The 12,950-nt window shown below is 38.7% G+C and carries 11 protein-coding genes and 1 tRNA gene; 6 read left to right on the top strand and 6 right to left on the bottom strand.

The features are described from left to right. The first annotated feature begins 135 nt into the window (after positions 1 to 135). Positions 136 to 906 (top strand): 5'/3'-nucleotidase SurE, encoded by a 771-nt coding sequence (gene surE, locus BQ5338_RS12200; protein WP_071147857.1) that lies wholly within the window; start codon positions 136 to 138, stop codon positions 904 to 906. 66 nt (positions 907 to 972) lie between these two features. Continuing rightward, positions 973 to 2,103: a lipid-A-disaccharide synthase gene (gene lpxB / locus BQ5338_RS12195; RefSeq protein WP_071147114.1), complete on the top strand. Its 1,131-nt coding sequence runs from the start codon at positions 973 to 975 to the stop codon at positions 2,101 to 2,103. On the opposite strand, the gene BQ5338_RS12190 is transcribed toward lpxB, so the two are convergent. The 3 genes from BQ5338_RS12190 to rsfS are packed head-to-tail and all read right to left on the bottom strand — an operon-like array spanning position 2,100 to position 5,346. Beyond that, positions 2,100 to 2,948: a phosphatidate cytidylyltransferase gene (locus BQ5338_RS12190; protein ID WP_071147113.1), complete on the bottom strand. Its 849-nt coding sequence runs from the start codon at positions 2,946 to 2,948 to the stop codon at positions 2,100 to 2,102. The genes lpxB and BQ5338_RS12190 overlap by 4 nt on opposite strands. A 13-nt stretch (positions 2,949 to 2,961) precedes the next feature. Continuing rightward, entirely contained in the window at positions 2,962 to 4,977 is a 2,016-nt protein-coding gene (gene ftsH, locus BQ5338_RS12185; RefSeq protein WP_449374821.1) for an ATP-dependent zinc metalloprotease FtsH, read from the bottom strand. A gap of 9 nt (positions 4,978 to 4,986) precedes the next feature. Beyond that, positions 4,987 to 5,346 (bottom strand): ribosome silencing factor, encoded by a 360-nt coding sequence (gene rsfS / locus BQ5338_RS12180; protein ID WP_071147112.1) that lies wholly within the window; start codon positions 5,344 to 5,346, stop codon positions 4,987 to 4,989. Between the two features lie 263 nt (positions 5,347 to 5,609). Here rsfS and BQ5338_RS12175 point away from each other — a divergent pair. Further along, positions 5,610 to 5,680 (top strand) — tRNA-Gln (locus tag BQ5338_RS12175). Continuing rightward, the gene (locus BQ5338_RS17210; RefSeq protein WP_078063489.1) at positions 5,651 to 5,968 is read left to right on the top strand and encodes a group II intron maturase-specific domain-containing protein; all 318 of its coding nucleotides are present in this window, start codon (positions 5,651 to 5,653) and stop codon (positions 5,966 to 5,968) included. The genes BQ5338_RS12175 and BQ5338_RS17210 overlap by 30 nt, the downstream gene beginning before the upstream one ends. Before the next feature lie 242 nt (positions 5,969 to 6,210). On the opposite strand, the gene BQ5338_RS12165 is transcribed toward BQ5338_RS17210, so the two are convergent. From BQ5338_RS12165 to rsmA, 3 genes are all read right to left on the bottom strand, one after another. Further along, positions 6,211 to 8,058: a DUF349 domain-containing protein gene (locus BQ5338_RS12165; RefSeq protein WP_071147110.1), complete on the bottom strand. Its 1,848-nt coding sequence runs from the start codon at positions 8,056 to 8,058 to the stop codon at positions 6,211 to 6,213. A gap of 114 nt (positions 8,059 to 8,172) precedes the next feature. Next, positions 8,173 to 9,513, bottom strand: a complete 1,341-nt coding sequence (mgtE, locus tag BQ5338_RS12160) for a magnesium transporter (RefSeq protein WP_071147109.1) — start codon at positions 9,511 to 9,513, stop codon at positions 8,173 to 8,175. 33 nt (positions 9,514 to 9,546) lie between these two features. Continuing rightward, complete coding sequence (gene rsmA, locus BQ5338_RS12155) at positions 9,547 to 10,353, bottom strand: 16S rRNA (adenine(1518)-N(6)/adenine(1519)-N(6))-dimethyltransferase RsmA (RefSeq protein WP_071147108.1); 807 nt, start codon at positions 10,351 to 10,353, stop codon at positions 9,547 to 9,549. Positions 10,354 to 10,455: 102 nt separating this feature from the next. On the opposite strand from rsmA, the gene BQ5338_RS12150 reads away from it, so the two are divergent. Continuing rightward, positions 10,456 to 11,445 carry a lysylphosphatidylglycerol synthase transmembrane domain-containing protein gene (locus tag BQ5338_RS12150; RefSeq protein WP_071147107.1) on the top strand — a complete coding sequence of 330 codons (990 nt, stop codon included), beginning with the start codon at positions 10,456 to 10,458 and terminating at the stop codon, positions 11,443 to 11,445. Further along, entirely contained in the window at positions 11,442 to 12,902 is a 1,461-nt protein-coding gene (locus tag BQ5338_RS12145; RefSeq protein ID WP_071147106.1) for an aminoacyl-histidine dipeptidase, read from the top strand. Before BQ5338_RS12150 ends, BQ5338_RS12145 begins: the two co-directional genes overlap by 4 nt. Positions 12,903 to 12,950 lie beyond the last annotated feature (48 nt).

Genomic DNA, 12,950 nt, shown 5'->3' with positions numbered 1-12,950 from the left:
CTGCTTTATAATAAGTTTTTGCCTTCTTTCAGCAGATTCTTATTTTACGCAATAGTTATTGATGCTTATACTTTTAATCGTTTTCGTGGTCTCCGTTTTTTTTCTACTTTTGTGCAAACAATAAAGTATAGACAAATGGAAAGTAAGAAACCGTTGATATTAGTTTCAAATGATGACGGTATATCTGCAAAAGGAATTAATGAGCTTATAAAATATCTTCGTCCTCTTGGCGAGATTGTTGTGATGGCACCGGATTCTCCTCGGTCAGGTAATGGATGTGCGCTGACCGTTACTAATCCGGTTCATTATCAACTTGTTCGTCGAGATGTGGGGTTGACTATTTATAAATGTTCGGGTACACCAACAGACTGCATAAAACTCGCTCGTAATACAGTTCTTGACCGTAAACCAGACTTGGTGGTGGGTGGAATTAATCATGGAGATAATTCGGCTACCAGTGTTCACTACTCGGGTACGATGGGTGTGGTGATTGAAGGATGTCTAAATGGTATCCCATCTATAGGTTTTTCTTTATGCAATCATGGAGCCGATGCAAACTTTGAACCGACGAAAGAATATATACAAAAAATCGTTACTACAGTTCTAGAGAAGGGACTTCCTCCTCTAGTTTGTTTGAACGTTAATTTTCCCGATCAGCAAGATCTTAAAGGTGTTAAAGTTTGCGAACAGGCAAAGGGGCACTGGCATAAGGAGTGGGAAGCTTGTCCCCGTCTTCATGATAAAAACTATTTTTGGTTGACTGGAGAATTTGCTAACATGGATTTGGAGAATGACCGTAGTGATAGTTGGGCATTGAGTCATGGGTATGTGGCTGTTACCCCTACCACTGTTGATCTAACGGCCTATAATTATATGGACGAACTGAGAGAAGCACTTCTCGATTGAGGGGAAGTGCATATCTGTATAATGCTGAGTTTTTTGCTTTTGGAATAATTAAAATTGTTGTGCGATATGAAGTATTATCTGATTGTTGGTGAAGCATCTGGAGATTTACATGCTGCTCATTTAATGGCCGCTTTGCAGCGTGAAGATGCTCAGGCTGAGTTCCGTTTCTTTGGCGGCGATATGATGGCGCATGTAGGAGGAGTGATGGTTAAGCATTACAAAGATTTGGCATATATGGGCTTTATACCCGTATTGCTTCATCTTCGTACGATTTTTGCTAACATGAAATACTGCAAGAAAGATGTTGTGGCTTGGAAACCTGATGTCGTTATTCTTGTCGATTATCCGGGATTTAATCTCAACATAGCTCAATTTGTACATGCAAAGACAGATATCCCTGTGTATTATTATATCTCTCCCAAAATATGGGCATGGAAAGAATACCGCATAAAGAATATTAAACGAGATGTGGACGAGCTTTTTTCTATCTTGCCATTTGAAGTTGATTTTTATAATAAACATCAGTATCCGATACATTATGTGGGAAACCCAACAGTTGATGAAGTGGCTAACTTCCGCATAAGCTATTCCGAGTCTTTTTCCGAATTTACTAGGAATAATGGTTTAGATGGGAGAGGTATTATTGCTTTGTTGGCTGGTAGTAGGAAACAAGAAATTAAAGATAATTTACCTGATATGATTCGTGCTGCCACACCATTTAATGATTATCAGATGGTTTTAGCTGCTGCACCGGGTATAGCTCCTGAATATTACGATAAATTTATTGCAGGATTGGGTGTAAAAGTTGTTTTTGGACAAACTTATGCTTTGCTGCATCATGCAAAAACTGCTTTAGTAACTTCTGGTACGGCAACTCTTGAAACAGCTTTATTTTTAACTCCTCAGGTGGTATGTTATCATACTCCTATAGGAAAGATTATTGCTTTTCTAAAGAAGCATGTATTGAAAGTGCCGTTTATTTCGTTAGTAAACCTCATAGCGGGGCGCGAAGTAGTAAAGGAATTAATTGCAGACACAATGACTATCGAAAACATTTCTCTTGAATTAGATGACATATTGCATAAAGAAGAACGCCGAAGGGAAATGTTAATTGGATATGAAGATATAATTACTACGTTAGGACCTTCCGGTGCACCCGATAGAGCAGCAAAGAGTATCATTCATTTACTTGGCTAAGACAAAATCGTTGAAATCATATAAAGATAGACAACAGCTGCTGGTATAGCTATGAGTGCACTATCAAAGCGATCGAGCATTCCACCGTGTCCGGGAAGCATTTTCCCCGAATCTTTTACTCCTAGTTGGCGCTTCAATAATGATTCGCTTAAGTCGCCCCATGTACCAAATATTACCACTGTTATTGATAGACCAATCCACGCTAAAGTGGGAAGGAAAGGGAAATAACTAGCGAACACAAATGAAGCGGCGATTGCTACAATGCCTCCTGCAATAGAGCCTTCCCAAGATTTTTTTGGTGATACTCGTTCAAACAAGCGATGTTTTCCAATTAGGCTACCTACGCAATATGCTCCAGTGTCGTTTAACCAGATAAAAATAAAGATAGAAAGAGGAAGGATAGCATTGTATTCTACACGATCAGTATTAGGGTTACTTTGAAAAGCCAAGACGTTGAGCAGTGCAAAGGGCAATGCAACATACAGTTGACTAAACATTGCGTAGGCCCAATTGATGATTGGATTTGCTCTCTTCAGATAGAGCTCGCTGATAATCAAATAAATAATTAACGCAAGGTAAGGTATAAATACTTTAGAATCTGCTACGTTCATGCAAAAGGCCATGATAGCAAGAAACAAGTATGCGCCACCAAGCATTGTAATCGCTTGGTTGGCATATGCTCCTTCTGTCTTATCATTTAACAAATGGGTGAATTCTCGTATTGTAAGCGCACTAATAATCGTGAATAATATTCCAAATGAGAATGGGTGGTACAAAATGCAGCCCATTAATAGTGTAACGAAGAATACTCCAGTTACAGTTCGTTGTATAAGATTTTTTTTCAATGTACTGAGAACTTTAATTTAGAGGTTTTTTGACTTCAGCTTCCGATTCTGAGTTTAATTCGATAGCGCTTTTTTTCGGCTTCTCCTCAGTTATTTTCGTTCCAATTTCTGGCTTCTTACGTAATTCAGCTGCCATGATCTCTTCTGAACGTGAAGTCCAAACACGCTTACCAAATATCTGTTCTACATCTTCAGCAAATATAACTTCTTTTTCGATCAACAGAGCAGCCAATTTATTATGTCCTTCTTTGTGCATCGAAAGAATTTGTTTAGCACGTTCGTATTGTTCATTTATCATCAGCTTTACTTCCTCATCTATAAGCTCTGCTGTTCGTTCACTGTAGGGCCTATTGAATGAATATTCATCATTGTTATAATAGCAAAGATTAGGAAGTTTGTCGCTCATACCTAGATAAGCTATCATTCCATAGGCTTGTTTTGTAACGCGTTCCAAGTCGTTCATAGCTCCTGTCGAGATTCTACCAATAAACAGATTTTCTGCTGCCCGCCCACCAAGAGTAGCGCACATTTCATCAAGCATTTGCTCTTTGGTCGTGATTTGCCTTTCTTCGGGTAGGTACCACGCTGCGCCTAAGGCCCGTCCACGAGGTACGATGGTTACTTTGATTAGCGGATTGGCATGTTCTAGTAACCATGATAAGCTCGCATGTCCAGCTTCATGGAGTGCAATAGTGCGACGTTCTTCTTCAGTGGTAATTTTGCTTTTCTTCTCTAATCCACCAATTATACGATCTACAGCATCAAGAAAATCTTGTTTATCAACAAACTTTTTGCCGTGCCTTGCAGCAATAAGAGCTGCTTCATTACAAACATTGGCTATGTCGGCACCCGAAAAGCCCGGAGTTTGACGAGATAAGAGATCAACATCGACTGATTCATCTATTTTAATGGGGCGCAAGTGCACTCCGAAAACTTCTTTTCTTTCATTCAAGTCGGGGAGGTCAACATGTATCTGGCGATCAAACCTTCCGGCACGTAATAAAGCTTTATCCAGTACATCCACACGATTGGTTGCAGCAAGAATGATCACTCCACTGTTTGAACCAAAACCATCCATCTCTGTAAGGAGTTGGTTTAGTGTGTTTTCCCGTTCGTCGTTTCCGCCCATGCTAGGATTTTTTCCACGTGCTCTTCCTACTGCATCAATTTCGTCAATAAACACAATACAAGGAGCTTTTTCTTTTGCTTGTTTAAATAGGTCTCGGACACGAGATGCGCCTACGCCAACAAACATTTCAACGAAATCGGAACCAGATAAAGAGAAAAATGGTACATTTGCTTCTCCCGCTACAGCTTTGGCTAGTAATGTTTTACCTGTTCCCGGAGGGCCTACGAGTAGTGCTCCCTTTGGGATTTTTCCTCCTAGATTAGTGTATTTTTGGGGCTCTTTTAAAAACTCTACAATTTCTTCAATTTCTTGTTTAGCCTCTGCTAAGCCGGCAACATCTTTGAATGTGACCTTTATCGAACCTCCTTTTTCAAAGAGTTGTGCTTTTGATTTTCCAACGTTGAAGACTCCGCCAGCTCCATTGCCGCCACCGCTCATTCTGCGCATGAAAAATAACCATAGTCCAATTAAAAAGACTATAGGTAGTACGTTCCATAAAATGACACTGAAGTAGTCTTTCTTTTTTTCGTAGCTTACTGAGCCATTAAAGCGAGCCTCATCTCTTTCTTTTTGAAGAAACTCACCCAAACTCTCCCGTGAAGGGGCTTCAGTGGATATCATCGGATTCTTGCCTACACGATTAGAATCTTCTTTGAATACATCTTTCACAAAATAAGGTTTGATATAAGCTTCAACCGTGTTGTCATCATAACCAATTATTTTATTAACATATCCACTGCGAACATATTGTTGAAATTCATCATAGGAAGTTGTCTTGCTTACTGAGCTGTTCTCATTAGTAAAATACAGCGCTAAAAGCATTAGTGCTATAATCATATACATCCAGCTAATATTAAACCGGGGCATATTTACTTTATTTGGTTTCTTTTTATTATCCATCTTGCTTAGTTAGTCAATATCGGGAATAGTTGTTAATTTAGCATCTGCCCAAAGATGTTCTAAGTTATAAAATGTTCTTGTTTCGGGGAGAAAGACGTGTACCAATATGTCTGAATAGTCCATTGCTACCCATTCGGCATTATTTAATCCGTCTACAGCAAAAGGTTTGGTGTTCACCCCTTTTCTAGTGAACTCTTTGATCGAATCAACAATGGCACTTACTTGGCTTGGCGAATTACCTTGGCAGATCACAAAGTAATTGCATATTGTGTCTCCTATGTTAGTAAGGTCTGCTATAATAATATTCTTACCTTTTTTCTCTTGAATACCTTCTTTGATTTTTTCTAATAATGCTTTTGCTTCGTTCATCTATAAGTGAGTTTTAATTTTTCTTTTCAGTATAACAATGAAAGTGGAATCATTGTTCCCGTACGTTATCTCGATATCTTTTACAAAGATACACTGAATTATTATACCAATGTAAGTTACTAGATAAATCTAATCCTTTTTTTGTTTTTTTTTAAGGGATGTTTCCACAGTAGTAACGTCTGTTAGAGACTTTCTGGATAAAAAGGTTGAAAAAAGTTTTTGGTTTACAATTTATTTGTATCTTTGCACCCGAAATAAATCAATGGGCTATGGTGTAATGGTAACACTTCAGATTCTGGTCCTGATGTTCCAGGTTCGAATCCTGGTAGCCCAACATAAAAAAGCAGAAATTGTACAAGCAATTTCTGCTTTTTTATGTTGGGCCAGCATGGGCGATAACTTTAGGGCGCAAGTTCGCTTACAACAGTTATTTCAAATAACGATTGGTTGGTGCAGCTATTACAAACTAGCTGATTGTAAGTCTTTTCTTCTCAGCTTGGACGAATGGATACGTTTCAGCATACGTATGTGCTTTAGGGAAGCATGGAAGATTTCAAAGAAATTACAAGTCTCGCCATGTTTAATAAACCGCCACGTGCCGAGGGCATGCGTGGTGGCGTGAGAGGTCGGAAAATGAAGTAGTAGGGAAATGAAGAAGTTTTCCTATTACTCGATTATCTCAACTCATCTATTGAAATATAGATTTACTGGGTAAACGAATGGATAAGCAGTGAAATTTTAATCAGATGGAAATTGATAATGTGGAGCTGAAGGTTGCCCTATATTCTGGTTGGATATGCTTGTGGATGTAAAAAAGAAAAGGATGCCCTCTGGGTTAGACATCCTCATATAAATTGTCCTTAATTACTCTTCTTTGGCCGATTCGTCTATTACATGAATTTTCTGGAGCGTCAGTTCTAGGTCTGCCTTCAATTTTTCCACTTTTCGATTTATTTCGGTCAATAAGCTATTGCCTTTTTGAGAAGAGGAGCTCAAGAAGCCTAAATTATTCTCATAAGTGTGTAGCTCGTTCTTCATATTCTCGTATATTCGGATAAGTCTTTCACGCTCTTTATAGAGAGATTGATGGCCTCCTTGAATAGTGCTAATCGCAGATTTAAAATTGCTTAGTTTTTTATCGGAAAGACTTAAGTTGAAGCGTTCAAATATCTCATCAATTAGCGCATGAAACTGCTTATAGATTCTATCTTTTTCCTTAAAAGGAACGTGTCCCACAGAATTCCATTCTTTAATGAGTTCGCGTACTAATTGGTTCGCTTCGTCAGTTACGGACGAATCTTTGAGCGCAATCAGCTTGTCTATAATTTCTTTTTTCTTTTCTAGGTTTTCAAACTCTCCGGTGCGTAGTGATGATGTAGCCTTATTTTTCTGTTCAAAGAAGTAATCGCAAGCACCAATAAATCGATTCCATATTGCGTCTGAGTACTTCTTTGTTACCGGGCCGACAGTTTTCCATTCTTTTTGTAACTTAGTAAGAATTTCGGATGTTTCCTTCCAGTCGGTGTTATCCTTTAATGCTTCTGCTTTTTCGCACAGCGCCTTCTTCTTTTCCAAGTTCTCGGTCATGCTTTCTTTAAGGAGTTTATAAAATTCGCTCTTTTTCTTAAAAAAGCCATCGCATGCTTTTCTAAAGCGCTCAAAGATTTTCACATTCATTTTTTGAGGTGCAAAGCCAATTGTTTTCCATTTGCTTTGTAGGGCAATGATTTCTTGGGTTCTGTTCTCCCAAGCTGTGAATGTTGTTAATTCGGTATATTCTATTGTTTCTACAATTTCGCAGATAACTGTCTTTTGATCAAGATTGTGTTGCTCAACTTCTTTAAGCTCCTCAAAATGTTCTTGGTGACGGCGATTTACTTGTGTGGAAGCAGCTTTGAATCGAGCCCAAACTTCATCTCTCAAATCTTTAGCTACAGGTCCTGTATCTCTGAATTCTTGGTGAAGTTTCTGTAATTGGTGAAAAGCAGATACTACATCTGGCTCTTCTATTAGTTTCTCTGCCGTTTCGCAAAGTTTGCTCTTTATTTCTAGATTTTTTTTAAAGTCATAGTCGCGAAATTCGTTGTTGAGTTTTAGAATATCATAGAATTTTTCCACATAGAGCTGATAGCTTTTCCAGAGTTCATTTACTTTCGCCTGTGGAATAAGCCTTATTTCATTCCATTGCTGTTGCAATCTTTTGAATTCATTATATGATCTGTTAGCATCTTCTGATGACTCAACTAATTCTTTTAGTTTAGCTAAGATTGAAAGTTTTATCTCAAGGTTATCTTCTTTTTGCTTTTCTATTTCGGCGGTTAGTGTACTTCTTTTTTCTTTAATGACAGACATTACGTTTTTAAATTCATTCTCCAATTCATCATTTTTAGGAGTGTAATCTTGTTCATTGCCGCCATTATTGACAAATACTTTTTTATCAGCTTCTTGTTCTGCGTTATGGAGCTTATAGAAAGTCTGTTTCAATGTGTCAAGTTCTATTTTGCTTGCACTCTTGTGATCGCTAGCAAGCTCGTTTAGCCGTTTTAACACACTTTCTTTAGTCGGTTTTGATACTGACTCAGGTTGTGTCTCCGCGTTAGTATTCTCCGCTTGAGTTTCCATCGTTTGCGTTTCTGAAACCTCAGCTACATTTTTTTCTTCTTCTAAATCTCCTTGTTCCAAAGGCGGATTAGTGTCATGAGAGTCCATCATTGTATTTTTGTTTTGGGAAAAGGATTTAACCTTTTAATTACATTAGCTCACAAATTAATGAAATAAAACAATTACCTCATAATTTTTTCTCGTCTTTTTTTGCTTTTATCTATTTTAGGATAATAAAACAGTGATTCCCATGTAGAGCATCATGCCAATAATGTCATTCGTGATTGAGATAAAGGGACCTGTCGCAATAGCTGGGTCTATTTTTAACTTCTCGAGTGTCATGGGCACGAATGTCCCGAATATAGATGCAAACATAACTACTGCGAACAGGCTGATGGAGACGGAATAGGTTACGGTGGCTGTTGCTCCGAAACGAATAAAGTTATAAACATAGACCAATAATGAGATGATTGTAGCATTGATGATTGCAACAACCGATTCTTTTGTAATCTGTTTAAAGGTGTCTTTTATATCTAATGAACTGTTGGCTAGACCTTGGACAATGAGCGCAGATGACTGTGTTCCTACGTTTCCTCCTGTACCTCCAATGAGTGGGATGTAAAGAGCCATTTCCGGGTGGGAGGCAAAAGTGGCACCGAAATTTCCTAGTATCATTGAATTACCGATTCCACCTAGCATACCTATGAGAAGCCAAGGTAAACGAGCAGAGGTTTGGCGTAGCACGTTGTCGTCAGTTTCTACGTCCTGTGAAAGACCGGAAGCTAACTGATAGTCACGTTCTGATTGTTCGCGAACTTCGTCCATAACGTCATCTACGGTTATTTGCCCAACTAAGCGTCCGATGCTATCGACAATAGGCACAGCGACTAGGTCATACTTTTCTATTGTTTGTACTACTTCGTCTATCGGTGTATCAACCCTAATGGAGATAGGGTCTTTTTTCATCACGTGTTTTACTTTAGAAACAGAAGGCGAAGTGATCATTTTTTTTAAGGGGAAGACTCCTCGTAGTCTTTCATCGTCATCGACTACATAGACATAGTATATTTCGTCTAGCTCTTCAGCTTGCAGACGCATCTCTTTCAGGCATTCGGGCATACTCCAGTTTTCATTAACGGTTACCATCTCAGTGCCCATTAATCCACCAGCTGTGTCTTCATCATACTTCAACAAATCAACAATATCTCCTGCTTGCTCGATATCTTCTATGTGAGAAAGAATTTCTTCTTGTTTATCTTCGTCAAGATCCCGCATAAGCTCTACTGCATCATCGGTATCCATATAGTCGAGAAAGCGTTTTGCGATAGTTTCTGAAGGTAATATCTCTAGAAATTCTTTGCGTGCCTCTTCGTCCATCTCCACCAAGACGTCTGCTGCTGTTTCATTGTCTAACAAGCGATAAATAAATATTGCTTCTTCTGTATTTATTTCATTGCACAACTCTGCTATATCGGCCGGGTGGAGGTCAATAAGTAGTTCCTTAACCTTATCGGCTTCTTTTTGTCCGATGAGTGCTTTAACGTTGTCAATGTATTCTTCGTTCACTTTACTTACTCTTTAAAAATTGAAGCTTTATGATTATTGACCATTTTCTTCTTGAGAAGTCGCTAATTCTTGTTCTACCCGATTGGTTAATTCGATGAATTCTTGTACCGAAAGCTGTTCTGGCCTTTTGTTGAATATTAAATCTTGCGTAAGCGGACTGTCTTTTCCAAGAATTGGCTTTATAGAGTTCCTTAATGTCTTTCTGCGCTGGTTAAAGGTGGTTTTGACTACCAGTTTAAATAATTTCTCATCGCACCCAAGGTTCTTTGTTTCATTTCTCGTCATGCGTATGACTGCGCTCTTCACCTTAGGAGGAGGGTTGAAGACTTGTTCGCTGACAGTAAAAAGATATTCGACTTTGTACCAAGCTTGTATAAGTATACTCATTATTCCGTAGGTTTTGTTACCAGGGCCAGCAGCAATTCTTTCAGCCACTTCTTTTTGTATCATTCCAGTGCAACAAGGTATCAGATCTTTGTTATCAAGCATCTTGAAGAATATTTGGCTTGATATATTGTATGGATAATTGCCTGTTAATACAAATGGTTTCCCTTCAAATGTTCGTTGTAGATTCATTTTTAGGAAATCGTCTTCAATGATATGTTCTTCGAGTGAAGGATAGGCTTCTCTAAGATAAGCGACTGATTCGAAATCTACTTCAACAACTTTAACCGTACGCTCTTTCTTTACAAGAAACTGAGTGAGCACCCCCATTCCCGGGCCAACTTCTAAAATAGGAAGTTCAGGGAAAGTATCTACAGTATCGGCTATATCTTGAGCAACTTTCAAATCTTTCAAAAAATGTTGGCCTAAAAACTTTTTGGGTTTTACTAATCTCATTCCTTCACATTTTAATGTTTATTGTTAAATGGTTTGCAGATAACGTGTTATCTTTGCAGCAGACAAAGGTAATTCTTTTAAATGAAGAATTAAGAACAAAGAATGAAGAAACTAGTAAAAAAGGCGCTTAAGCTTATCCTGCCACTTGTTTTAGGAGGGTTTATTCTCTTCTGGGTATATCGTGATTTTGATTTTACAAAAGCCGGTGATGTTCTTGTTAATGGATTAAACTGGTGGTGGATGCTTCTTTCGCTGGTTTTTGGAGTGTTTAGTCATGTGTTTCGTGGATGGCGTTGGAAACAAACGTTAGCTCCACTTGGTGTATTTCCGAAAACCGCTAATTGTGTAAATGCTATATTTATATCTTATGCTGCTAATTTGCTTCTTCCCAGAGTAGGAGAGGTGTCTCGTTGTGGTGTGCTCTCGAAATATGATGGTGTATCGTTTTCTAAATCTTTGGGTACTGTTGTCACTGAACGATTGATTGATTCGCTGTGTGTGGTCCTAATTACGGCGGTTACGCTAATGCTGCAGATCAATATTTTTAATCGTTTTTTTGAGGAAACCGGAACAGATATTAATTCCATCGGAAAGCTCTTTACTTCTGTTCAACTTTATATCGTACTGCTTTGCATAATAGGCGTAGGAGTTCTAGTGTATTATTTGATGCGTACGTTATCATTTTTTGAGAAAGTAAAAGGTATTGTGCTTAATGTCTGGGAAGGTATTATTTCTTTGAAAGGGGTTGAAAATATTCCTCTTTTTGTTCTTTATACTATTCTTATTTGGTTTTGCTATTTTATGCAATTCTACATTACATTCTTTTGCTTTTCTTTTACTTCCGATTTAGGTGTATTGGCTGGATTGGTAATGTTTGTAGGAGGTAGCTTTGCTGTGATTGTGCCGACACCTAATGGTGCAGGGCCTTGGCATTTTGCTGTTATCTCTATGATGATGTTGTACGGAGTGAATGCTACCGATGCAGGAATATTTGCTTTGCTTGTGCATAGTATTCAAACCTTTTTAGTAGTTTTGTTGGGAGTATATGGTTTAGCGGCTTTGCCGTTTATAAATAAAAAACAGAACGTATGAAAACAATTCAGTCATTAGCTCCACAAAAAGTGTGGAATCATTTCCATTCATTGACTCAAATACCTCGTCCATCAGGCTTTATGAAACCAATAACCGCGTTTTTGCTGGACTTTGGAAAAGGCTTGGGATTAGAATCATTTACCGATGAAGTGGGGAATGTGATCATTCGCAAACCGGCTACTCCCGGCATGGAAAACAGAAAAGGTGTAATTCTGCAGGCTCACATGGATATGGTGCCTCAGAAGAATAACGACACTGTGCATAATTTTGAAACAGATCCGATTGAAACTTATATCGATGGTGATTGGGTGAAAGCCAAAGGAACCACTCTTGGAGCTGATGATGGCTTGGGCGTGGCAGCTATTATGGCTGTTCTCGAAGATCAGACATTAAAGCATGGTCCTCTTGAAGCTTTAATTACAAAAGATGAAGAAACAGGTATGTATGGTGCTTTTGGCCTTAAACCAGGGACTTTGAATGGAGAAATAATGCTTAATCTTGATTCTGAAGATGAAGGCGAACTTTATATTGGTTGTGCTGGCGGTATGGACGTTACTGCTTCTATTGAATATAAAGAAGTGGAACCTGAAGGGGGCGATATAGCAGTAAAAGTAATATTGAAAGGTCTACGAGGTGGTCATTCAGGTTTAGAGATAAATCAAGGTAGAGCAAATGCGAATAAGCTATTAGTTCGTTTCTTACGTGAGGCAGTAGCCAGTTATGAGGCCCGTTTGGTTAGCTGGGAAGGTGGTAATATGCGCAATGCTATTCCACGTGAGGCGCATGCAGTTGTTACCATACCTGCGGAGAATGAAGAAGAATTATTGAGCTTGGTGAAATACTGCGAAGATCTGTTCAATGAAGAGTTTGGAGCGATTGAAACTCCTATTAGCTTCAAAGGCGAGCGAGTAGAATTGCCAAAAGGGGAGACGCCTGAGGAAATTCAAGATAATGTGATTGATGCTATTTTTGCTTGCCAGAATGGTGTAATGCGTATGATACCATCTGTTCCGGATACGGTAGAAACTTCTTCAAACTTAGCAATCATTACTATTGGTGGAGGTAAGGCTGATATTAAAATTTTGGCTCGCAGCTCTTCTGACAGTATGAAAGAATACCTCACTACTAGTTTGGAATCTTGCTTTGCGATGGCCGGGATGAAAGTAGAATTGACTGGTGGCTATTCTGGATGGCAACCGGATGTGAATTCTCCTATTCTTCATGCTATGAAGGAGTCTTATAAACAGCAATTTGGCGTAGAGCCAGCAGTTAAAGTTATTCATGCAGGATTGGAATGTGGCATTATTGGAGCAAATGTTGCTGGGCTTGATATGATCTCTTTTGGCCCAACTTTACGCTCTCCTCATTCGCCGGACGAAAGAGCTTATATTCCTTCAGTATCTAAATTCTATGATTTTCTTGTTGCTACATTAGAGCAAACGCCTCTAAAGAAATAAAGAAACAGGTTTGTACATTCGGATGGTAGGTTTTCTCCTCCATCCGAA

The organism is Bacteroides ihuae, from assembly GCF_900104585.1.
GTDB lineage: Bacteria > Bacteroidota > Bacteroidia > Bacteroidales > Bacteroidaceae > Bacteroides > Bacteroides ihuae.
Note: the sequence above shows the minus strand (reverse complement) of the source record. Positions and strands in the feature narration are given on the sequence as shown.